At 59.6% G+C, this 23,312-nt stretch carries 16 protein-coding genes; 7 read left to right on the top strand and 9 right to left on the bottom strand.

The window, feature by feature from the left end:
• Positions 1-6 precede the first annotated feature (6 nt).
• Positions 7-2,223, top strand: coding sequence for a VWA domain-containing protein (locus tag AB4Y89_RS14345; protein ID WP_442301617.1), 2,217 nt, complete (start codon positions 7-9; stop codon positions 2,221-2,223).
• Between the two features lie 284 nt (positions 2,224-2,507).
• On the opposite strand, the gene AB4Y89_RS14340 is transcribed toward AB4Y89_RS14345, so the two are convergent.
• Both AB4Y89_RS14340 and AB4Y89_RS14335 read right to left on the bottom strand, forming a co-directional pair.
• Positions 2,508-2,915: a VOC family protein gene (locus tag AB4Y89_RS14340; RefSeq protein WP_442301616.1), complete on the bottom strand. Its 408-nt coding sequence runs from the start codon at positions 2,913-2,915 to the stop codon at positions 2,508-2,510.
• Positions 2,916-2,920: 5 nt separating this feature from the next.
• Positions 2,921-3,658 (bottom strand): DUF899 domain-containing protein, encoded by a 738-nt coding sequence (locus tag AB4Y89_RS14335; RefSeq protein ID WP_442301615.1) that lies wholly within the window; start codon positions 3,656-3,658, stop codon positions 2,921-2,923.
• 172 nt (positions 3,659-3,830) lie between these two features.
• On the opposite strand from AB4Y89_RS14335, the gene AB4Y89_RS14330 reads away from it, so the two are divergent.
• Positions 3,831-4,163 (top strand): MarR family transcriptional regulator, encoded by a 333-nt coding sequence (locus AB4Y89_RS14330; protein ID WP_442301614.1) that lies wholly within the window; start codon positions 3,831-3,833, stop codon positions 4,161-4,163.
• Between the two features lie 167 nt (positions 4,164-4,330).
• Positions 4,331-5,233, top strand: coding sequence for a tetratricopeptide repeat protein (locus tag AB4Y89_RS14325; protein WP_442301613.1), 903 nt, complete (start codon positions 4,331-4,333; stop codon positions 5,231-5,233).
• A 3-nt stretch (positions 5,234-5,236) separates the two neighbouring features.
• On the opposite strand, the gene AB4Y89_RS14320 is transcribed toward AB4Y89_RS14325, so the two are convergent.
• Both AB4Y89_RS14320 and AB4Y89_RS14315 read right to left on the bottom strand, forming a co-directional pair.
• Positions 5,237-5,401 (bottom strand): DUF5522 domain-containing protein, encoded by a 165-nt coding sequence (locus AB4Y89_RS14320; RefSeq protein ID WP_442301612.1) that lies wholly within the window; start codon positions 5,399-5,401, stop codon positions 5,237-5,239.
• A 279-nt stretch (positions 5,402-5,680) separates the two neighbouring features.
• Positions 5,681-10,066: a DEAD/DEAH box helicase gene (locus tag AB4Y89_RS14315; protein WP_442301611.1), complete on the bottom strand. Its 4,386-nt coding sequence runs from the start codon at positions 10,064-10,066 to the stop codon at positions 5,681-5,683.
• A 115-nt stretch (positions 10,067-10,181) separates the two neighbouring features.
• Between AB4Y89_RS14315 and AB4Y89_RS14310 the strand changes: the two genes are divergently transcribed.
• The gene (locus AB4Y89_RS14310; RefSeq protein ID WP_442301610.1) at positions 10,182-10,775 is read left to right on the top strand and encodes a KdsC family phosphatase; all 594 of its coding nucleotides are present in this window, start codon (positions 10,182-10,184) and stop codon (positions 10,773-10,775) included.
• A gap of 237 nt (positions 10,776-11,012) precedes the next feature.
• On the opposite strand, the gene AB4Y89_RS14305 is transcribed toward AB4Y89_RS14310, so the two are convergent.
• Together AB4Y89_RS14305 and AB4Y89_RS14300 are read right to left on the bottom strand one after the other, a co-directional pair.
• Positions 11,013-12,104: an FUSC family protein gene (locus AB4Y89_RS14305; protein ID WP_442301609.1), complete on the bottom strand. Its 1,092-nt coding sequence runs from the start codon at positions 12,102-12,104 to the stop codon at positions 11,013-11,015.
• A gap of 22 nt (positions 12,105-12,126) precedes the next feature.
• A complete protein-coding gene (locus tag AB4Y89_RS14300) occupies positions 12,127-13,791 on the bottom strand; it encodes a rhamnogalacturonidase (RefSeq protein WP_442301608.1) in 1,665 nt (554 codons plus the stop codon).
• 121 nt (positions 13,792-13,912) lie between these two features.
• Here AB4Y89_RS14300 and panB point away from each other — a divergent pair, with 121 nt between their 5' ends.
• Genes panB through coaBC form a run of 3 tightly spaced genes read left to right on the top strand, consistent with a single transcriptional unit; the run spans position 13,913 to position 16,940 of the window.
• Positions 13,913-14,821, top strand: coding sequence for a 3-methyl-2-oxobutanoate hydroxymethyltransferase (gene panB, locus AB4Y89_RS14295; protein WP_442301607.1), 909 nt, complete (start codon positions 13,913-13,915; stop codon positions 14,819-14,821).
• A 23-nt stretch (positions 14,822-14,844) separates the two neighbouring features.
• On the top strand, positions 14,845-15,693 hold the full coding sequence (gene panC, locus AB4Y89_RS14290) for a pantoate--beta-alanine ligase (protein ID WP_442301652.1): 849 nt from the start codon (positions 14,845-14,847) through the stop codon (positions 15,691-15,693).
• Positions 15,694-15,695: 2 nt separating this feature from the next.
• On the top strand, positions 15,696-16,940 hold the full coding sequence (gene coaBC / locus AB4Y89_RS14285) for a bifunctional phosphopantothenoylcysteine decarboxylase/phosphopantothenate--cysteine ligase CoaBC (protein ID WP_442301606.1): 1,245 nt from the start codon (positions 15,696-15,698) through the stop codon (positions 16,938-16,940).
• 359 nt (positions 16,941-17,299) lie between these two features.
• Here coaBC and AB4Y89_RS14280 read toward each other — a convergent pair whose 3' ends face one another.
• The 3 genes from AB4Y89_RS14280 to AB4Y89_RS14270 all read right to left on the bottom strand — a co-directional run bounded on the left by AB4Y89_RS14280 (position 17,300) and on the right by AB4Y89_RS14270 (position 23,109).
• The gene (locus AB4Y89_RS14280; RefSeq protein ID WP_442301605.1) at positions 17,300-20,740 is read right to left on the bottom strand and encodes a carboxypeptidase regulatory-like domain-containing protein; all 3,441 of its coding nucleotides are present in this window, start codon (positions 20,738-20,740) and stop codon (positions 17,300-17,302) included.
• A gap of 429 nt (positions 20,741-21,169) precedes the next feature.
• Positions 21,170-21,544, bottom strand: coding sequence for a VOC family protein (locus AB4Y89_RS14275; protein WP_442301604.1), 375 nt, complete (start codon positions 21,542-21,544; stop codon positions 21,170-21,172).
• A 236-nt stretch (positions 21,545-21,780) separates the two neighbouring features.
• Complete coding sequence (locus AB4Y89_RS14270) at positions 21,781-23,109, bottom strand: hypothetical protein (RefSeq protein WP_442301603.1); 1,329 nt, start codon at positions 23,107-23,109, stop codon at positions 21,781-21,783.
• Positions 23,110-23,312: the final 203 nt, after the last annotated feature.

Here is a 23,312-nt window from a genome sequence, read left to right as displayed (position 1 = left end):
TCGCGGATGAAGACAGAGACGATGAAGAGATATTCCGGATCGATGAAGCTTACAGCGGCCCTTACCCTGCCCATGCTGCTGGGTGCGAGCACGGTTGCACAGACGGCAAGCCAGGTTCCGAATCAGCAGCCTGGCCAGGCGCCGGTCTTTACCATCTCTGTACGGTCAGAGATCGTGCTGACGAATGTGGTGGCACGCGACAAACAAGGCAATGTGGTGAAGGACCTGAAGGCGACTGACTTCACCGTCTTCGAAAACGGCAAGCCGCAGAAAGTCTCGACCTTCGACTTTCAGAATGTCGATTTGGCCGCCGCGCTGAAGGAGCAGACAACGGTGGCCGGAACCACGAGCATCGCCAAGATGCTTGAACGCTCGATCGGTGAGGACAAACAGGCACTGCGCGATCACCGCCTGATCGTGATCTTCTTCGACCTTTCGTCGATGCAGCAATCTGATATCGACCGCGGCGTGGACTCGGCGAAGGAGTACATCAACAAGAAGATGGCTCCGGCGGACCTGGTCGCCGTGGTCTCAATGGATACTTCCCTGAAGCTTGTGCAGGACTTCACCGCCGAACGGCAGTCACTGCTGCGTGCCGTGGGCAGCTTCAACGGCACCGAAGGACAGGGCTTTGCCAGTGGCGGTAATGGCGATTCCGAGGGTACGGCAGACGACGCCTCTTCGTTTGTCGCGGACGACTCCGAATACAACGCGCTGAATACCGATCGCTCTCTGTATGCCATTCTGCAGGTCGCGAAGTCGCTGGAACGTGTCGATCAGCGCAAGTCGCTGCTGTACTTCTCCGGCGGCCTGACACGCAACGGGATCGAGAACCAGGCCTCGCTGCGGGCGGCTACGAATGCCGCGACCAAGGCCAATATGAGTATCTACTCGGTCGATACGCGCGGCTTGCAGGCGCTGCCGCCGGTAGGCGATGCCTCAACCGGATCGACGCGCGGGACGTCGGCTTATAACGGAGCGGCGATGCAGTCGCGTCTGGATTCGAACTTCAGCTCGCAGGAGACCCTGGCTTCCCTCTCCTCGGATACGGGCGGCAAGGCATTTTTCGACTCGAATGACTTCGGTCCGGCGTTCCAGGCGATCCAGCACGATACCGAGGCCTACTACATCATCGGCTTCCGCTCTACGGATCAACGGCGCGACGGCAGCTTCCGCAAGCTGCAGGTCAAGATCAATCGTCCTGACATCAAGCTTGACTATCGGCCGGGCTACTATGCGCCTGCCGACTTCCAGCACCAGAAGAACGAAGACCGCGAACTGGCACTGAATGAGCAGCTCCGCTCGGATGCACCGGCGGTGGATGTTGCCGTTTACCTGCAGGCCCTGTACTTCCGACAGAACGATAACCACTTCTTCGTTCCGGTATCGCTGATTGTGCCAGGCTCGCAGATTCCCTTCACCGAGGTAAAGGATCAGTCGAAGGCGACGATCGACATTATCGGAAACGTGAAGAACGCGCAGCAGATCGTCGTCGGCTCCGCGCGTGAGACGGTGAAGCTGCAGCTTGACGCCAACCAGCAGGTACAGCGGAAGAACATCCAGTACTCGACCGGCTTCTCGCTGGCTCCCGGACGGTATCACCTGAAGTTTGTGGTGCGCGAGAACCAGAGCGGCAACATGGGATCGTTCGAGACCGATATCAACGTTCCTGATATGAAGAAAGTTCCGCTGAAGCTTTCGTCGGTGCTGGTAGCGAATCAGCGGACACCGAATAACAATCCGCGGAACCAAAGCCTGTTGGTGCGGGATGGGCAGCAGTATGTGCCGAATATTCCGCACGTCTTCCGTCAGGATCAGCACCTCTACTTCCTGTACGAGGTTTATGACCCCGCCAAGCCTGCGAGCAGTGCGGCGGCGGCCACACCTCCACCGACACCTGCGGGCATGCAGCGCAGGCCCGATCCGGCAGCGCATGTGCTGACATCGATTGAGTTCCTGAATGCGGCGGGAAGCAAGGTCTTCGAGACGCCACTGATAGAGGCGAACGCGGTGAATATTCCGGACCGCAATGCCGTCGGCTTCCAGTTCGATGTGCCGCTGGCGCAGCTTGCACCGGGAAGCTATATCTGCCAGGTGAATGTGATTGACGACGCGGGTGGGACGTTTACGTTTCCGCGGATGGCGATGATGATTACGGCTCCGGTGGCGGCGCCGGCTGTTCCGGTGGCGACGCCGACAGCTGCCGCTAAGCCGGGAGAGTAGGTTGGGAACAACGGATCGAGCTCTGATCGATACACCCACATAAGCTTCGCGTATGTGGGCACCCGGCTTTCCCTGAGCGGGCTGACATACCTAATAAGGCAACGAATTCGTTGCCCCATTCTTTCGCAAAGCGAAAGGGTGGGGTGTCGAGCGAAGCGAGATCCGCGTTTCGCCGGTACGAAATGAAAAACGGTCGCGCGTAGCGCGATACCCCACCCTTCGCGGTGAAGCCGCGAAGAATGGGGCAACGGGTGTAGTGGCTCCTCAACTATCGATTCAGTGGCTTACTGCATGGGCTTTTCGCGGATCAGCATCCAGAGCACGTTGAACTTGTCGCGCAGGATGCCGAACTCGTAGGCGAAGAAGGTCTCGGTGCGCGGCATCAGTATCTCGCCGCCGTCCGCGAGTGCCTTCCATGATTTGTCGAAGACTTCGGCCTCGGGCACGGAGAGCGTGAGATACGAACTGCGGATGGGCTCGTAGTTCGGAGTGTCGCTGCCCATGATCTGCGTGTCGGCGATGGAGAGATTCGCGTACAGAATCTGGTCGCCGGCTCCGGGAGGAACATTGCTCTGATCGGGCGACTGGTTGAAGGTCATCGACATTACGATCTTCGCGCCGAGGTGCTGCTCGTAGTACTCGAAGGCCTGGCGACAGTTGCCGCCGAAGTTGAGGTACGCATTCAGTTTCATCAGAGTTACTCTCCATGGCAGCATACGGCTGCCTTCGGTTTGGTTTCGTATTCGTCGTGCCGCTTGAGAAAGCTCATCGTCCTGCTCTCATTGCGGCCAAGCGGGGCCCGGTCAAAGATCATCAGCGTACCGATCCAGTCTTCGATGCCGCGCGCATAACTGGAGAAGGTGTGGAAGACAGTTCCATCAGCGTCACGGAAGAAGGCGCTCATGCCGGGCAGTTCGGTCTCTCCTCCGTCGCGGCCCGGATGCAGCTCATAGTTGTAGGTAATACCCTCGGCAATTTGCTGCTTTGTAAACGAGACGTTGAAGTCGAAATTGAAATCGCTGCCGAAGGACGAGACCCACGGGAACTTCCACTCCATGCGCCGCTTGTAGGCCTGGATTTCCGGCAGCGGAGCGCGGGAGACGGCCGTAAAGGTGACATCGTGGTGGTTGACGTGCGGCAGGGCTCCATCGACGTGGTCGACCAAGAACGAGCAGCCGGGGCAGCCTGCCTCCCATCCGGGACCGAGCATGAAGTGATAGACGATGAGCTGGCTACGTCCCTGGAAGAGGCTGGCGAGGTTTTTTGGCCCCTGTTCCGTGTCGAAAACATACTCTTTCTCGACCCTCACCCAGGGCAGCGCCAAACGCTCGCGGTTAATGGCATCGCGGAGGTGGGTGAGCTCTTTTTCACGCTGGAGGAAGGCTTTCCGGGCTTCGAGCCAGGCTTCAGGAGAGACGACGGCATGATCTGGCATGATGGGGAAATCTCCTTCTTGACTTCGATACGTTGATATCAACATAATAGTGACAGTGTCAACTTCGGCCTCATGCGCGGTGCCCTTCGAAACGACGATTCACGTCCGAGATACCTGTCTGTGCCTGCACGTTCAGCGAGCAGCACGAGCGCTGGCCCGACGGTTTGACGCCGTGCTGAAACCTTCCGGACTGACCAACGGACAGTTCTCGATCCTGATGTCGTTGAATCGGCCAGAGCCGGCGCCGATGGCCTCGGTCGCAAACCTGTTAGCCATGGACCGAACTACGTTGACGGCAGCGTTGAAGCCGCTGGAACGCCGGGAGTTGCTGCGCAATGAGGCCAACCCGAACGACCGAAGGTCACGCATGTTGAGCCTGACGGCGGAGGGGCATGCCGCGCTCCAGGCCGCGCTTCCCTTATGGACGCGGGCGCATGCGGAGTTGGATAAGGCTGTTGAGTCGGCAACGGATTTGCGGAGCGGCTTGATGGCGCTTTCGCGGTGAATGAACCGGAGTCTGGACCGGCCTGCCGAAAGCAGCCGGCAGCAGGAAAATCCTTGTTTTCCAAAGCGGCACTGGAACATTTATCGGTTTGTAACTTTTTCATTGCTTGATTGACGCGCCTGTACCTGCGCGCAATAATCGCAGGCACAAGATTGGGAGGTGCGCCTATGCGCGTACACTCTGTTTCATTTCTGATGATGCTGTGCCTCACCGCCCCATGCGCGGTCACGGCCCAGCGTGCTTCTAACCCAGACGGCCGGGTGGCCACCGATGTACGGATGCATGAGACCGAAGAGTGGCACCAGATCTCGCTACATCTGCCCGACCCGAAGCTCGCCCCCCATGAAAAGCTGGAGGTTGCCGGCGATATTCTGCGTGCGCGCCGGTATCCGCTGGATGCCATGGACTACTACCGCTATGCGCTGGAGCGCGGCGGTGACAAGGCAAGACTGACCAACAAGATCGGACTGATCCAGTTGGAGATGAACGACAACCGCTCCGCACGTCAGAGCTTCATAATGTCAACGAAGATCAATAAGAAGTATGCCGAGGCCTGGAACAACCTGGGCACGGTGGATTACCTGGAGCAGCACTTCGGCAACTCGATCGGCGAGTATAAGAAGGCGATCAAGCTCGATAAAAAGTCCGCCGTCTTCCATGCCAACCTGGCAGCGTCCTACTTCAGCCAGAAGGATATGGAGTCGGCACAGAAGGAGTTCCAGACCGCGCTGACGCTGGACCCGCAGATGTACGAGCATCGCGCTTCCGGCGGCATTGCAACTCATGTGATCTCGGCCAACGATCGTGCCCGCTTCTGCTTTGAGCTGGCGCGTGTCTACGCCCGTAGCGGCGAGACCCAGACGATGTACCGTTACCTGGCGAAGGCGGCCGAAGGCGGCATGGATGTGAGCAACGCTGTCAAAGATGACCCGGTGTTCCGCAAGTACCAAAAGGATCCGCAGCTAGCACTGCTGATTCGCGACACGCGCGCCTTCCTGATGGCAATCGAGAGCCCGGCCTCGGTTCCGACTCCGGCGTCCGCGATTCCGCCGCAGCCACCGACGCACTAAGCACTAGTCTTCGTAGTCGTTCTCTCGATACGGGCAGTGCCTGCAGCCGTTGTTACAACAGTAGCCACGGCGTAGCAGATACTGCGCCGTGAAGACGAGATATTCGCCCTCGTAATAAAAGTCACCGGGCTGCAGTTCTTGTGGCGGAGAGGGTTGTGGCGTATCCATTGCGCGGGCGATTATAGCGAGTTGAGGAAGGCGATGGACACTCCATCGCTTTCGATAGTTAACGATCAAGATGCTCGAGAATCGGGGCGAGCAGATAGGCGACGAAGAAAACGCCACACTTGGCCATCGCCGCAAATCAGCCGTCAAAAAGATAGAGCATTTTCCCTGCAGGTGTAGTGTAGGGCCTTGGCATCTATGCGCGTTTTCCGCAATGAAAACGCCGCTGCACACTCTTTTCGGGCTACCCACCAACAGGGAAAATGCTCCAGCCCATGCTTTCTAAAACAGACCGGCCGGCGGAGCTGCAACCTGGACCGTAGCTTCCGTGATCGGGGCAGCGATCTCCTCTGGATGTTCACAGAGGCCGTTACGATAGCGGACGACGTTGCGCGGCATGGCGGCAATGCGCGCGCCGGGGAGAACGACGCCGACAAGATTCATGGGATCTGCACCGGCTACAACGACCTCGCGATCGTCGGCGGGGCGGTTCTTCATCTGCCGCAGCGAGTCAACGGCTTCAGGAAGAGCGAACTGTTCGCCGCCGACTCCGATGACGAAACGGCCGCCGCGGATCTCTCCACGGGCTTCCATGCGGCGCAGCATGCCGACGAGATCGCGCCACTTGGGAGCATTGGATTCGCGGGTGAGGAGTTCGCGGAAGACGACGCCATAGCGCGCCAGCAGCATGCGTGCGGCGGACTCGTGAGCCGCATCGAGGCGGCGGGCGCGCTCGATGGCGGTCTCGGGAATCGCGGAGGAGTCTTCGACCAGAAGACTCCAGCGGCCGGCATGCGAGCGAACGCCGCGGCGTCCCGGCTCCAAGACGGCGGGCTTCTTCTTCGGATCCATCATGACGCGGAGCTGGTCCCATCCGTCGGCGGAGGCGAGGCCGGCGGTCGCCAGCTCCCACAAGGCCATCTGCGTCTGCTGTTTACTCAGCAGAAGGATGCGCTGGATATCTGCGGCGAAGCAGGCGCCACGCTCGCGCAGAAGGTTGCGTACACGATTAGCCTCTTCGCTGAGAGCTACGGCAAGCTTGGGTTCATCGACCTGCTTCTGCTCCAGGGCCCATCCCAGCCAGTCGGCGGTCTCTCGCAGATAGAACGTGATGGGCGCCATGTTGGTAGGGATGACACGACGTGGCGCCGTTCCATCGGCCCATGCCGGGTGCGGCGAAACGCGGCCCCAGCCGACGACTCCGGAAAGACACAGATGATCGAGCCAACGGGGATCGTAGTTGGCGACACGCGCAGGCAGCAGTGTGCGCTCCCACTCGATGGCTGGAGCTTCAAAACCTTCGAGCTGTTCGAGTGCCGAAAGCAGTCCTTCTTCCCCAGCGAGTTTGGTTCCGGTGAGGTGCTGCCATTCGAGAAGCCAGCGCATGTAGACCGCCTGGCTGACCGGCTCGACGGCGCGGCGCAGTGAACCGACGGTATTGCGATGGATGCGCTGCAGCAGGCGGCGCTCGCACCATTCGATATCGAGATCGCTCTGTACGGAGCGCCCATTCTCGAAGACACCACGCAGGATGACGCCTTGGGACTCAATCAGCACCATCTGCGCGAAGACGGCATTGGCGTCGAGGCCGAAGGTCTCGGCAATGTTGCGTGCCGTGGCTGGGCCGAGAATCTGCATCCAGCCCTGCAGCAACAACTTCAATGCATCGGCGGCTTCTGCAGGCTGCATAGAGGACCAGAGAGCTTCGACCATGGGCAGACGTTCGACCGCAATCCAGCACTCGCGGTCTGCGAGACGAAGCTGTTTGACGCGGCCCTGCATCGCCAGAGTGTCGAAGAAGCCGGGCCAGTGGCGCGCATCCCATGCGGCCATGGCATCGACGGGAAGAGCGATGAGAGCGAAGAGAAGGTCGTGCAGCTCGTGCGAGTCGCGAATGTCGGGCCAGCACTCTTTGCGGACTTCGGCGATAGCGGCGGGATCGAGCTTGCCCTCTTCGGCGAGCACCGCATTGGGGATGCCGCGGCGCAGTGAGACGGCGCGGGCACGGCGCTCTTCCAGACCGGCCTCATCGAGGAAGGCATAGGGCATGGCGTTGATCAGCTCATGCGCGAACTGTGAGGGCACAGGCGTATCAACGGCAAGGCACTGGATGCTGCCGTTGGCGATACCTTGCAAAACCTGCACCAGCCCGTCGAGGTCCATAGCCTCATGCAGTACGTCCTGCATCACTTCACCCACGAGAGGATGATTGGGAATCTGAATATCGCCTTCGATGTTTTCGAAGCACGCAGCGGCCTGCGGGAAGACACTGGCGAGCAGATCTTCCGAGCGTGTGCGCTGAATCTGCGGAGCGACCCGCTTCCCTTTTACAAACCGCAGCAGTTGCAGCGAGCGGCTCGCAGCCCAGCGCCAGCGCGCTTTGAAGATAGGTGAAGCAAGTGACGCCTGTTCGAGAAGCTCCTTTGCGGTCTCGACGGTGAGGAAGTGGAAGACATCGGCGAGCGGGAAGCTGTGCTGCTCGGCGAGGCAGATGTTGATGCCGTTATCGGTGGCGGCTGCCTGCAGCTCGAAGTTGAAGCCGCGGCAGAAGCGTTTGCGCAGAGCCAGACCCCATGCCTTATTGATGCGTCCGCCGAAGGGAGCGTGCAGGATGAGCTGCATGCCTCCGCCCTCATCAAAGAAGCGCTCCGCGATGATGGTCTGCCGCGTGGGAACGGCGCCGAGGACAGCCTTGCCTTCGACGACGTAGCGCACGAGCTGTGCGGCTCCGCCGGGGCAGAGGCCGCACTCCTGCTGCAGCCACTCGGCGGCAGCCATGGCCTGCGGATGCGAGCCAACGGCGAGACCGGGAAGAACATCGGGCACAAGCTCGGCGATCTCCTGGCGGAGTCTGCCGACGCCTTCGCTGAGGAGATCGGTACGTTGCGGAGCTTCGCCTTCCCAGAAGGGCAGCGTTGGTGGAGCCCCTTGCGCATCTTCGACAAGGACGCGGCCTTCGGCCTCGACACGCTGAATACGCCAGCTTGTGTTGCCGAGCAGCACGACATCGCCGGGACCGGAGTCGACAGCGAAGTGCTCGTCGAGCGTGGCGATCTGCACATTCTCCGGCTGCAGCATGACGGCGTACTGCGCAACATCAGGGATGGCTCCGCCGTTGCCGATGGCGATCATACGGGCGCCGCGGCGGGCGTGGAGCTCTCCACGGACACCGTCGCGCATGACGTAAGCACCGTAGCGCCCGCGTGAGGACTCGATGCCCTGGTGCAGCAATGCGATCAGTTCGTCGAAGGTGGCGCGATCGAGATCACGGTAGGGCCAGGCGCGCTTGAAGATAGCGAAAAGATCGTCTTCACGCCAGGGCTCGGCGCCGACGGCGGCGACGATCTGCTGCATGAGCACATCTTTTGGAGCCGGCGGAACCTCCAGTTTATCGAGATCGCCGGAGCGCATGGCGCGGATGAGCGCTGCCTGCTCCATCATGTCGTCGCGAGTGGTGGCGAAGAACCGTCCCTTGGGAATGGCTCCGCGCCAGTGACCGGCACGGCCGACGCGCTGCATTGCAACGGCGACGGCACGTGTCGTCGCAATCTGGCAGACAAGATCGACGTCGCCAATGTCGATGCCGAGCTCGAGCGATGCCGTGGCAATGAGAATCTTGATCTCGCCGTTCTTGAGTTTCTGTTCGGCGTCGAGCCGCAGGGCGCGCGAGAGAGAGCCGTGATGAGCAGCAACATTCTCAGCCCCAAGACGCTCGGCGAGATTGAAGGCCAAACGCTCGACCAGACGGCGCGTGTTGACGAAGACCAGCGTAGAACGATGAGTCTCGGTCAGTGCGGCAAGCTTGTCATACATCTCATCCCACATACGGTTTGAGGTGACGGAGCCGAGTTCTTCGCTCGGTACTTCGATAGCGAGATCGAGATGACGCCGTTGCCCGACCTGCACGATGGTGACCGCACGCTCGCCCGCGCCGACCAGGAAGTTACCGACCAGCTCAATAGGATTCTGCGTGGCGCTGAGGCCGATGCGCTGCGGAGCCTCACTAAGACCGGTCAACATGCCGCCGGCGGTGAGGCGGTTTTCTCCGCGCACCAGAGCGTCAAGGCGTTCGAGCGTGAGGGTGAGGTGCGATCCACGCTTGTCGTCGGCGACAGCGTGAATTTCGTCGACGATGACGGTGCGCACGCGGCGCAGGTTTTCACGCGCCTTAAGCGCGGTGAGCATCATGTACAGGCTCTCCGGCGTGGTGACCAGAATGTGTGGCGGCCGTTTGAGCATGGCGGCGCGATCCTTTGCCGGCGTATCACCGGTGCGGACGCCGGTACGGATCTCAGGGCAGAGATAGCCGCGCTCGAGAGCGAGCGCCTGGATCTCGCGCAACGGACCCTCGAGGTTCTTCTGCACGTCGTTGGAAAGCGCCTTCAATGGCGAGACATAAACGACATGGGTCGAGGCATCGAGGCGACCCTCGATGGCCTGCCGCAGCAAAGCATCGATGCAGACGAGAAAAGCTGCCAGTGTCTTGCCGGAGCCGGTGGGAGCAGAGATCAGGACAGGCTCGCCGCGAACGATTGCGGGCCAACCGGCGATCTGCGGTCCAGTGGGTGAACCGAACCTGCGCAGGAACCACTCGCGTACAACTGGATGCGCCCATTCCATGGCCGGATCGGCAAAGGTCTCCTCGGGCAGCAGGGTCGCGGTGGCCATGCATCATTCTAGCTCTTTCTTCGCAATTCCTTCGCCTTGTAGATTTCCACCAACCCTTCCCTTCCAGCACCATGTTTTCCGGGTTTTCATGACCCTGCTGATACCCTCAGTTCTGATGACTGCCACAGAACGCGCCTCCCGCATCAAGCTCCTTGTCTTCGACGTCGACGGTGTCCTGACTGACGGAACCCTCTGGTTTATCCCCACCGGCAAAGACGCCAATGGCCAGCCGGTGGCAGTGGAGACCAAGGGCTTCTCCGCCCATGACGGCCTGGGCATCGCCATCGGACGCATGGCCGGGCTGAAGACAGCCATTGTGACCAAGCGGCAGTCAGACACGGTTGCCGTCCGCATGCGCGATCTGAAGGTCGACTACGTCTACCAAGGCCAGCATTACAAGATGCGTGCCGTGCAGGAGATCTGCACGAAAGAAGGCATCACCCTCGATGAAGTAGCGTACGTCGGTGACGACGTGATCGACCTGCCGGTCATGAACCATGTCGGCCTGGCGATTGCGGTCGCTAATGCGCGTCCGCAGGTCAAGCAGATGGCGCACTGGACGACAACGAACCTTCCCGGCCACGGCGCGGGACGCGATGCCATCGAGTTCATCCTGGAGGCACAGGGTAAGCTTGCTCCGGCGATGGCGAACTATCTGGATGAAGCCAATGAGGGCAAGATCGCGGATATCGGCCAGGGTGGGATGTAAGGAAGAGTTAAAAGTTGAAAGTTGTAGACGTACTGTAGTGGGCAGGCAAAGATTTTTGCCTGCCCTTGTTGTGTGTCGCTCCTGTCAGGATCGTTCGGATTTGTCATTTCGTAGCGTAGCGGAGAAATCTGTTGCTCTACCGATACCGCTCGTAGCCATAAGGTAAAGACGGTCGCGCGTAGCGCGATACCCCACCCTTTGCTGCGCAAAGAATGGGGCAACGAGTGTATTCACCAACTAAACTGCAGGTTCATCCTCGGGAGCCGGCCAGGCTCGGCGAAACAGATGGAAGATGGCGTGGATTGCAAGCGCCAGCAGGCCACCTATCGTTGTCGCAAGAATGCGGTTGTGAAGCACATACTCTTCCGGCAGATGATTGAAGGCCAGCAGGAAGGCGATGTAGCCGGTGATCGCTATGGAGAAGACGCCATAGTTCACGTTCATAAAAACGTAGGATACCCACAGATAGACCAGCACCAGGACAACCAGCACCCATAGGTTTGGCCTCAGCAGTGTGGCGACCACGGTGGCCACGCCTGCGCCGAGGTAGGTGCCGAGCAGGCGAAGGACCGTGCGCTCCGTCGTCAGATAGAACTCCGGCTTCACCACAAGGATGGCAGTCATTGCGATCCAGTAGCCATTGGGCAGCGGCCACCAGACGCGATAGAGCATGACTGCAATCGCAGTGGTGACCGCAAGGCGTACCGCGAAGTGGAAGTAGATGCTGCGGGGCGTGATGTGCGAGAGCAGATAGTTCACGCGAAACTTCCGCGGGTCAAAATGCGGATCGGTAAGGTTGGCGCGAATCCGGGGAACGAACCGCCAGAAGTAAAGAATGGCGAAGAACTCCAGTGCGGCTCCGACTGCCGTGGCGACACCACGCAGTGCTGCCTGGTGGAAGGTGCCGAGCAGACGTCCGTGCGTGTCAGGCGCGGCAGAAGAGATGATGAGGTAAACGCAGCACTGCACGCCAACCCAGGAGGCAGCGGTTCCCTGCGCCTGCATCAGGCCATAGATAAAAGCCCACAGAACGCAGACGCAGCCGAGAGCAAGGCTGTCAACGGCGAAGAGCGCTCCTAAAAATGTGGAGACGGTGATGCCGAAGGCCGCGGCCAGCATGGGGCCATAGCGATAGAAGATGGGCTGCTGGAACGATCCGAAGCCGACACACATCGCTCCGCCAACCGCCATGGCGGCCCAACTCTGCTGATCGAACAGAATGCCGGCCGCCATGACAAGCAGGATGACCGGCAGACAGATCAGCGCGTGGAGCGGTTCGGCTTCGCCCCAGGCGAAGCGGGAGATTCTGATGACTTCTTCGTTAGCCACGGCATTTGATTGTATGCGGAGTTTAAACCACCTGGTTATCCGCATTTCCCAGCGTCGTGTCTTTTGCCGCACGTGACCACATCAGCCTGAAGTCCGTCACGCTGTGCAATGAGAAGTTCTCCTGCGCAGGCGCGGTGATGGCAAAGAGGTCGGCACGATGCACATCTTCAAACCACATGGCAGGACGCGGATCGGCCGTCGCCGGAGCGATCTCGATATGTGACATCTCGAGGTTGCGCAGGTGACGCAGAAAGAAGCCGTGCGAGGGCGTCGGGCCGAAGCGCAGTAGTTCGGGATAATCCTCTTCCTTCTCGGGGACCTTCAGGGTGCGCCAGTCGGTCATGGGCTGGCGATCGTCGCCCCAACCTACACGCATCTGCTTGGGCAGGCCCTCGTGTCCGAAGTAGCAGTTGGAGAGCTTCACGTCCTCGATCAGGTTCTCGGGGATACCGGAGAAGAGACATGCGGTCGATGCCGCCGAGTTATAGCTGACGAGATTGGAGATGAGGATGCGGCGCAGAGTGCCCTTGCGCAGGGTCTCCTTCGGATTGCGATTACGGCGATTCAAACGAAGGAAGAGCGGAGCGTCGATGGTGTCACGCATCGTATTCCCGGTGATGGAGATGTCTTCCAGATAGGCGCCGTCGGAGGTTTCGAGCGAGATGCCCTTGCTGCCCTCGATCACGTTGCCGCTGATGGTGATGTTGCGGAAGCCGCCGTTGGACTCAGTTCCGCACTTGATGCGGCCGTTGCGTGAGACCTTGGCATCGTCGGCAAACTTCTTCCAGGTGCCGGCAAGCACGCTGCCCAACTCGTAGTATCCCGAGACGAAGTTATTGGCGATGGTGACGTTGTCGGTCGAACGGGCATAGCCGAGCGCGTAGCTCGACTTGGGGCAGATGGCGTCGTCCCAGGGCGAGTTGACGGTGCAGTTGGAGACCCGCACATTACGGCAGCAGTCGATGTCGAAGCCATCACGGTCGGTATCGACCAGCAGGTTGTCGAGCGTGAGATTGTCCACACCGGTTGCCAGCAGACCGAAGTGGCCGCCTTTCAGCAGGCGAAAATCGCGCAGGATGACGTTGCGGCAATTCTTGAGAGCGAAGGTCTTATTCCCGACGCCGGGCTGCTCCGCCTTGAAGGGCTGGTAGCCACCGCGAACTGCGGTTGCGATGCCGTGTGAGAGACCTTTACCGAAGATCAATCCCGGGCCGGAGACGGAGAAGTCATGCTCGTTTTCGGCGTAGAAGAGCGAGTTCTTCCAGTGGTTATGCCCGTAGTCCTGGTAAGGCGTCCACGGATCATTGGGCTCGGCGGCATCGTAGGTTCCGCCGCGGTAACCGGTCGTCTCGCCTACCTTGGGTGAGTCCGCCGCCTGGATGGTGCATCCCTGCGAGAGATAGAGGTCGACCTTCGATTTGAGCCGGATGGTGAAGCACATGTAGGTGCCCGCCGGGAAATAGAGCGTGCCTCCGCCGGATCTGGCTAACTCCTCAATGGCTTTGTTAATGGCGGGCGTGTCCACGGTCTTGCCGTCGCCGGTAGCGCCGAAGGTGCGCACGTTGTACAGAGCCTGGACGTTTTGCGTTTCGGTCTGGACTTCGGTTTGGGCTTCGGCCATGGAGACATGGCCTACGGCGCCGGCGAGCGCTAGCGGAGAGAGCTTAATAAGATCGCGACGTTGCATGCGCGACCAGCATACAGCCCGCGAGCGAAACGTTTCAATGAAAGGAAGGAGAAAGGACTATACTGGAGGCATTCGGGTTGCATCCTCTGTCATCATGGGAGGAGCGGCACTGGAGTGAACTATGAGTCTGACCGGATTCCGGGACGCGGCCGCGCGCCCTTTGGGCGTGGCTACCGCCGTCACACCCGCGAGCCTGCTGGCGCTAAAGCGCTCAGGGGCACCTATCACCGCTCTCACCGCGTACGACTATCCCACAGCACGACTGGCTGATGAGGCCGGTATTGACATGCTGCTGGTAGGCGATTCATTGGCGATGGCCGTTCTGGGCCATGAAGATACGCTGGCCGTCACCATGGACGAGATGCTGCATCATGCCCGTGCCGTGCGCCGGGCGACGCAGCGTGCCTTGTTGGTTGTCGATCTGCCTTATGGCAGCTATCAGATCTCCGTGGAAGATACCCTGCGCAACAGTCTGCGTATGGTGAAGGAGGCGGGCGCCAACGCAGTAAAGCTGGAGGGCGGCGCGGCGATGGCCTCACGTGTTCGTGCGCTGACCGCGGCGGAGATTCCTGTCGTCGCACATATTGGCCTGACGCCGCAGTCGGTCAATCGTATGGGTGGCTATCGCGTGCAGGGCCGCAGTGAGATCGAAGCGATGACTCTGCTGGATGACGCTCTGGCACTGGAAGATGCAGGAGCGATTGCGATTGTGCTGGAAGGCATTCCGCGGGAACTGGCCGCACTGATTACGGCACGGCTTCATATACCGACGATCGGTATTGGAGCGGGGCCGAAGTGCGATGGCCAGATCCTGGTGTGGCACGATGTCTTCGGCCTAAGCTTCCGCAATGCTCCCAAGTTCGTGCGGCAGTTCGAAGATGCCGCAGCGCTGATGCGCAAGGGGCTGGAGGAGTATCGTATCGCCGTTAGCGAACGAAGCTTCCCACGCGACGAGGAGAGCTATCACCTGCCGGCCAATGTACACCTACCCGAGACGGAGGAGCCCGAACTCTCTGTCTGGAGCGAGTAGTCACAATGCAAACTGCTACAGAGATGCAGACAGTAACAACCATCCGCGAGATGCAGGAGATTGTGCGCGCGGCCAGAAGAGGCTCGGGCACAATTGGCCTGGTGCCAACCATGGGCGCGCTGCATGAGGGACATCTGTCGCTGGTGCGGACGGCACGGGCGCGATGTACGCATGTGATTGCGACCATCTTCGTAAACCCGCTGCAGTTCGGTCCGAATGAGGACTTCTCCCGCTATCCACGCACCTTCGAACGCGATGTCGAACTGCTGACCAGCGAAGGTGTGGACTGGCTGTTTGCGCCGAGCGCGGAGGAGATGTATCCCCAGGGCGCGCAGACGACAGTCGACGTGCCGGAGTTGGGCGCGCGGCTCGATGGAGCATCCCGGCCCGGACACTTTCGCGGCGTTGCAACTGTCGTGAGCAAACTGTTTCACATCACGCAGCCGGACCTGGCCTTCTTCGGACAGAAAGATGCCGCACAGGTGGCTGTCTTACGGCGCATGGTGCGGGATCTGAACTTTCCGCTGGAGATGGTTGTGTGTCCGACTGTACGCGAGGCCGATGGCCTGGCGTTGAGCTCGCGCAATCGATATCTGAGCGAGGAAGAACGCAGCCGTGCGCTAGTGCTGTCACGAGCTCTTCGCAAAGCAGAGGCACTGGCAGAGATGGGAACACCGGCGACATTGCGCGATGCGATGTTGAGTGAGTTCGAAGGCACCGACGGAGTACGTGTGGACTACGTTACCGTCGTCGATCCGGATACATTGCTGGACGTGAGCGATCTGTCACGCGGTGCGTTGTTGGCAGTGGCGGCGTGGGTGGGCAGCACACGGTTGATCGACAACCTGTTGCTTCCCGCGCGAGAGGTGTAGCCATGAAGGTATTGCTGGGTGTCTGCGGAGGCATTGCTGCTTATAAAGCAGCAGAGTTGCTGCGTGAACTGCAGCGGCAAGGCGCAGAGGTACAGGTCATACTGACGCAGGGAGCAGAGAAGTTCGTGACACCGCTCACCTTTGCTGCACTGAGCGGACGTCAGGTGTTGACCTCATTATGGACTCCGGCAGTAAGTGAAATTGCAGGCGAGCAGCCACAAGCGTTTGGGATTGAACACATCGATATCGCACAGTGGGCCGATGTGCTGGTCATTGCTCCGGCAACGGCGCATGCATTGGCAAAGCTGGCGCACGGCATGGCCGATGATCTGCTAAGCACAATTGCGCTGGCAGCGACGGCGCCAGTGGTTGTGGCTCCGGCGATGAATGTGAACATGTGGCGGCATCCTGCAACCCGGGAAAACCTCGAAACCTTGCGCGGACGCGGCGTAACCATCGTCGAGCCGGCGAGCGGAGAGCTTGCCTGCGGCATGGTGGGTGAAGGCCGTCTCGCTGAGATTCCGGAGATCGTATCCGCGACGCTGCATGCGGCCAATCCGATTCGCGACCTCGCAGACGAACATCTGCTCATCACCGCCGGAGGCACACGGGAGGCGGTTGATCCGGTGCGCTTCCTTGGAAATCGCTCAAGCGGCAAAATGGGAGTTGCCCTTGCGGAAGCGGCATTGAAGCGCGGAGCGAAGGTTACGTTGATCACGACGGCTAACCATCCTGTCTCGCCAGGTTGCGCACGAGTGCTGGTCGAGTCGGCGGAGGAGATGCGGGCGGCTGTGCTTGACTGCCTTCCGGCAGCCACGGCATTGATTATGGCCGCGGCTGTGGCGGATTATCGCGCGAGCAATCCTGCTGCGCAGAAGATCAAGAAGAGCAGCGAGAAGTTGACGCTGGAGCTGGAGCGGACGCCGGATATTCTGGCGGAGGCTGCGCGCCTGCGTCTTTCCGGAACGCTGATCATCGGCTTCGCCGCGGAGACGGAACGCGTTGTAGAGGAAGGCCGGCGCAAGCTGCGCGAGAAGGGCGTCGATGCCATCGTTGCCAACGATGTCTCCGGCTCCGATGCGGGCATCGGAGCTGATCACAATGCGGGCGTGATGTTGTTTGCGGATCGCGAGGTGCGGTTGGAGCTGTCGTCGAAGCGCGCGATGGCGGAACGGATTCTCGATGAAGTGCATCGGCTGCGGGTTCTGAATGATCGCTCGGAAGTCGAGCTTGCGCCGGGGTATTAGGTTATCGGCCAATAACCACTGAACTGGGTACCCCATCCATCGCATATCGGGGTCCCCGACGAACTTGTTCGTTGGGGTGACAACGCGATGGGCGGGAACTATGGACACCGAAAGAAAGTATGGGTAGAGAAACAGATTTCTCCGCTCCCTTTGGTCGCTACGAAATGACAAACAAAAAGCGTCGCGCACAGCGCGATACCCCACCCTTGTCTTCGACAAAGAATGGGGCAACGGGGACTGTGCTGGACCGTCGAAATACATGTCGTGTCTTCATGAGGGTCTTTCCGAAGAGATTCAGCCTTAAGCAAGAGTAGCCAGCGAGGCTTCGCTGGCTACCCGATTGATGGACGTTCCGGCTGCTAGAACTGCAGGCGGGCAGAGATCTGTCCTGTGCGTGCACCACTAAAGTCGGCCTTGTCATTGGCAGAGGTGATGGTGCCGAAGGCGCCGCTGGAGAGATTCATATTCGGAGTCCCCAGGTTCGCCTTGTTAAGGATGTTGGTGAAGGTGCCTTCCGCGCGCAGTGAGACACGCTCGGTGATGGCGAAGCTCTTGCTGAGACCAGCAGAGAGGTTCACTGTTCCGGGGCCGACGATGGAGTTGTTCTGCATATTGCCGAAGCGGCCGATAGGCAGAGGATCGCCGGTGAGACCACGACCGGTGTGGCACTGCGAGCCCGGAGTCCAGGTCGGCGTGCCCGGGCAGGTAAAGGCCGCGGGGTTGAACCAGCGGGCAGCACTGCGATTGGTGGGAACCTCACTGACACCGACAACGCGGTCCACTTTCTGGCTGCGTCCAGGCAGAGCGCCCCCGTTGATATCACCGTTCAGACCTGCGCCGGTTCCTGAGGGGTCGCCCTGACCGCCGGGGAAGTACGGCGCAAGCAGAGGACCGCTCTGCACAACGAAGATGCTGCTCAACTGCCATCCGCCAACAGCGAGATCAGTCCAACGGCTCATGTTGCCACCGAACTGCTTTCCGCGGCCGACGGGCAAGGCATAAAGCAGCGTGGTGTTCCAGCGATGGCGGCGTGTGCCTGACGCCTGGCCAAAATCGACATCAGGATCGCGGCCGAACGAGGCACGGGAACCGCCGCTCTCACCCGCAAAGGAGGTGCTGTTCGGTCCCTGGTTATTGGTGAGGTTCTTAGCGAAGGTATAGGTCGTGTCGAAGGTCAGACCCGAGGTGAGGGAGTGACGGAAATCAACCTGGCCCGAGTGATAGGCTGCGGAACCGCCGGTAGAGCGACTATTGATGGTGCCCCAGTTGGGGAAAGGACGAGCGGAGAGAGGCTGGTTGTACGCCGAGGTCGTGCGGGAGTACGGCAGGTCATTGAGGTTCGGCGCCCAGACGAGGTGCTTCGTCGTCATGCCGATGTAGGAGACGCGAAGGCCATAGCCGCGGCCAAGGTCGCGATCGACCGAGAGCGAGAACTGATGCGAGTACGGATCGTTCCAGTGGATATCGTTCGCCGTTCCGAAGTATGCCTGTCCATAACCGGCAGAACCAGAGCTGGCTCCGGAAGCGGTATAGATCTGCGGCCAGACATACGAAGGACCGCTGGTGGTCTGCGAGTTGGTGTACTGCACGGTATTGGCCTGCAGCGTACCAGTGAGGGAGTAGAAGTTGGAGCCCAGCAGCGTGATGTTGTAGAGGCCATATCCACCGCGGAGGACAGTACGGTTATCTCCGAACGGACGCCACGCGAAGCCAAAACGCGGAGCGAAGCGGAGCTTGACGGCGGTGCGAAGACCATCGGGCAGACCGGCCTGGTTGTTGTCGATGGTCGGTGTGCAGGCAGCTCCGTTAACCGCAGGCTTGCCGGAGGTCTGACCAAGACCGCACGAGTTGAAGCTGGCCAGGTACGGTTGTGAGACCAGGCTCCCCTTCCCTGCCGGGAAGATCACCTGACCCGACTTGGCGACCGAGGGATCGAAGTTACCGATGTTGCCGCTCGGATCGTGATACGCCGGATGGTACTCGTAACGCAGGCCGTAGCTGAGCGTCAGGCTGTTAGAGACACGCCATTGGTCCTGCGCAAAGAAGTGGTAGTGCATCGAGCGGCCGTCGTTGTCAGACTGCACCACGTCATAGAAGGTGGTGTTCGGAGCGCCGATAAGGAAGTCGGCGAATTCCTGACCAGTAAAGCTGGCAGAGGAATAATCGAAGGTGCCATAGTTGTCAGCGCCATTGAAGCCAAGCGGCGTGATCGCCTGCAGTCTGCGGATATCGAAACCGAACTTCATGCTATGCCGACCCTTGACCCAGGTGACATTGTCGGTAAAGACGTGCGTGCGCGACTTGTTGATGGAGGTAAGACGGTCGGCATCAAGAGTGGTGAGGTCGCCGAAGTCCAACTCGGGAATGCCGTTGTAGAAGAGGTTCTGCAAGCCCTGCAGCCCGGAGTTGGTGGTGAAGCCCTTGCCATCGAAGGGATTCACGTTGCCGTTGGTGTCAAAGGTAAAGCCATAACGAAACTCGTTGATCAAGCTCGGCGTGAAGTTATAGTTGCCGGCAATCAGGAAAATGCGGTCCTGAAATGACTTGGTGCTGGAAGGGACGCCAAGGGGTTGCTGAGCGTCCTGGTTGTAGTTCTTCCAGGTGAAACGAGCGAAGACGAGCGCCTTCTGACCGACGTACTGATCTCCGCGGATATCGAACTGATTGGAGAAGAGCGACGTGCCCTTGTTGGTGCTGTAGTTGACCGCTCCAGGCACATAGGTACTGGTGTCACCGATGTTGGGATCGGGGAAGAAGGAGAGGAACTTCTGCGCCACCGCATTGATGGGAACTGCATTCAGCGGGTAAGTACCGCCGTAAGGATTCTTCAGTGTCGTGAGACCTTTGACCTTGGAGAAGTCACCACGCTTCATCGCGGCCGTAGGAACGACGGCGGTATAGGGGCTGGTGCGCGGACTGCGATAGCCCTCATACGTTCCGAAGAAGAAGGTCTTGTCGTGGCCGTTGTAAAGATGGGGCAGAACAACCGGGCCGCCAATGGTTGCACCGTAGTCGTTGGTCACAAGCTTGGGCTTTTGGGTTGATCCCCAGGGTTTAGCGTTCAGACCGGAGTCCTGGTGATACCAGAAGATAGCGCCGTGCAACTGATTGGTACCGCTCTTGGTCGTGGTGGTGACTTCACCGGGTTGTCCGAACTCCGCGGGGTTGAGCACACCATCAACCCGCATCTCAGAGATGGAGTCGCCGGAAGGAAAGGCGTTCTGGATGGGCGAATTACCGCCGGTAGCGCTACGCGTGGTGATGCCATCGACCGTGACATCGGTCTGGAAGGGCAAGCCGCCCTGCACAGAGAAGTTTCCGCCGGAGTCGGTCTGTACACCCGGCAGCGTTTGGATCACAGTCAGCGGGCTGGTGCCGTTGGCACTGGCGCGGTAGTTTGCGGGGAGATCGCGGACAGCCGTCGAGGAGAGCGTAGCGTCGATCGAAGGATTGTCTGTTTCAATCACGCCGGCAGCGGCTGCATCCACGGACGCTTCCTGCGCAATGGTTCCAACGGAGAGTACCGCGTCGGCGCGAAGCTCCTGCCGCGCGGAGAGGCTGAGATTGCGCAGCACTTGAGCATTGAAGCCATCGGCCGTGATCTCGACCTGATAGTTACCGGCGTTCAGATTCAGGAACTGGTAGGTGCCGGAGGAATCCGCCTGTGCGGTCTTCACCACGCCGGTATCGACGCCGGTGAGCTTAACGGTTGCGTTCGCAATGGAAGCGCCACTGCCATCTTTCACCATGCCGAGAATGGTGCCTTGTGTGGATTGCGCCCAGCTCAACGGGCACATCATGCAAACGCATGCAAGAAGAAGAAAAACGAAGCCGAACCGTTTTAGAGCATTTTCCCTGTTGCTGGGCAGCTCGAAAAAGGAGTGCAGCGGCGTTTTCATTGCGGAAAACGCCCATAGATGTGGAAGCCCTACGCTATACCTACAAGGAAAATACTCCATCGTCATAGCTCTCCAAGTTGTGAACATGCAGTGTCATCCGTTATGCAGCAGGATTGCTGCTTCCTGGGGGAAGTTACGGATGCGGTAGGGGTTACGCTATTCGCGGCCTCTGCATGTTCTGAGAAAGGAGAGAGAAAAGATCGTTAAATCGCTACGCAATGTGTGGAGATTTAGGCGGAAATCCAGAATGCTGGATGATTGCGCGATTCCCACGGCCATTCCGACATATACACTCGCAGGCTCGGCATGAAGCCGTACTAACGAGACCGTCTACGAGTGCTGCGAGATGGAGAGGAGATTGCCGTCGGGATCTTTAAACCAGGCGACCTTCGCTCCATCGGGAGAGCTCCATATCCCAATGCCATCCTGCTGAAGAAAGCTGTACCGCTCAAAGGTGATGCCTTTCGCGGAGAGTTGGCCTGCGAAGTCACCGATGTCATCGACCTTCCAGCCCAGGATGGTAAAAGGCTGCGGCTTGAACTCCGACGCTTTGGCAATACGAAGCATGACGCCATTGGCATCGAAGACGAGGGCGAATCCGTCGTCCGATACAAAACGCAGACCGAGTGTCTGCTCGTAGAAGCTACGGGCTTTTCTGAAGTCTTTCGTGGGAACAAAGGCGATGACAGGTTGTGAACCGAGCATGGCAGGGTGCCTCTTGGCCTATCAGCATAGGGCAAGTGGTGTGAAGAGGCAAAAGATGATTGACGGAGTCCAGAGTCTAAATCTGCGAATGCCGTTTTCTTCGAAGGAAAACGGCGCAAACAGTCAAAGCTTCGCTCTACGCCTTCAGGAGAAATGCTCCAGCGTTGCGAGATGGAGCACCGGGAGGACAAACAAACCACCTGTAACTTTCAGCGAAGGCGAATTTGTCGATACGCCTAGCGATCGTTGAAAGATCGGATGGCAAGCAGTTCGGCGTTGAAAGAGGTTCCGCTGAGGCGCGAGGTCTTTAGGACCGCTTCGAAGTATGGGATCTCCCTCGATCCGGTCCGAGCTCGCAGGCTGAGGATGCCCTTTTCCGAGGTGAGGAATTCGGCTGCGGCAGCCGTGGCATCCGAGTCGGTGCCGGCGAGCATGATGGCTTTACCGGTACGGCCTGGGTTGGGAAGGTAGTCAACGACGCAGTAGGCCGTAATAGCGTTGCGATCCATTACCGGAGCGTATTGGGTGTCTTCGCCTGCGATCGGACTGCGGTTTTTCACATAGGCCTGGTTGTGCGCGCCGTCGTACTCCAGACTGAAGTTCAACTGTTCATCAAAGAGGCGGACCCAGGGATTAGCCTTCTTGCCGCCGATCAGAATGACGTTGTCGCGTTTGATGGAGTCGGCTTCGTAAAAGCGCGCCAGGGTAAGGCGGAGGCGAGGTGCGATGGGCGCGAGGTTCAGGATCTGTTGGGCTGCGTGGAAGTCCCCCAGCGTCACCAGGTTGTGGTTGAAGATGGTCTCCAGATCCTGCCGGCGTTCGGGAGTCATCTCCTCGGAGCGATGGATGTAGTTGCGGTCGAGATAGTCGCTGAGCGTAAGGGGCTTGCCGCGCATCTCTTCGCTCATGCTGACAGAGGCATCGGGAAGGACGATGTCGGTCTGTGTAGCAGCTTGCGAGAACGTGGTCCAGAAAGCGGCCGTGGCAGGACGCTCTGCCCATGGGTCGGTCTTCTTCCGCAGGCCGTAGTTTTGCCAGAGCAGAATGCCGCAGGCTATGGCAAGCACACCGCAGAGGCTGACCCAGAGCCAGATGCGCGAAGCGGGAAGAGCCTCCACCGGCAGAGCGGATGGAGGAAGCTCCGGCTGCTCCGGCGAGGAATGAAACGTATTCTCCGCGGGAGCTGTCCGCCAGCGGAAGACCGGGAGGTAGCCTCCACGCGGAATGGAAAAGACCAGAGGCTCGGTCGCACCCTCGGTCGCGAAGTAGGTCTCGATGCGGCGGCGGAGCTCGGTCGCGTTGACGCGGACGATATTGTCCTGGCTGCGGTCGTAACTGGCGGAGCGGCCGAAGACCTGGACGCCGATCTCCTGCTCGTGGATCTCGGGAGCATTGGGTTTCAGGGACTCGTGACCGACATAAAGAAGGAAGTCGCGGAGACGAGCCGCCCGAGCGAAGTAGGAGCTGGCGGCGACGCGATCGATGAGAGCGCGGCGGACAGAGAGCTCCGGGAGAGGGGCTTTTGCCTCCTCTTCATCTACTACGATCTCCGACCTTGCTGCCATTCTGCTACCTAAAACGGGGTGTGTTTCACGAGCATAGCACCAGGTGTCCGCATTCAAACACTTTATCTTTAACTCACTGATTCCAAAGGCAATGGACGAGTCTTAACAGGTTAGGTTTACCTGTGGTCTTCCGGTAAATTAACTTGTCTGTCGTTTTCGCAAAAAAAGAGGATGGCTGCCATTCAAAGAAACACTTTTTGGAG

The sequence above is a fragment of the Terriglobus sp. 2YAB30_2 genome (genome assembly GCF_052114765.1).
Taxonomy (GTDB): Bacteria; Acidobacteriota; Terriglobia; order Terriglobales; family Acidobacteriaceae; genus Terriglobus.
The sequence above is the reverse complement of the archived record's forward strand: the minus strand, read 5'-3'. Positions and strand labels throughout refer to the sequence as shown.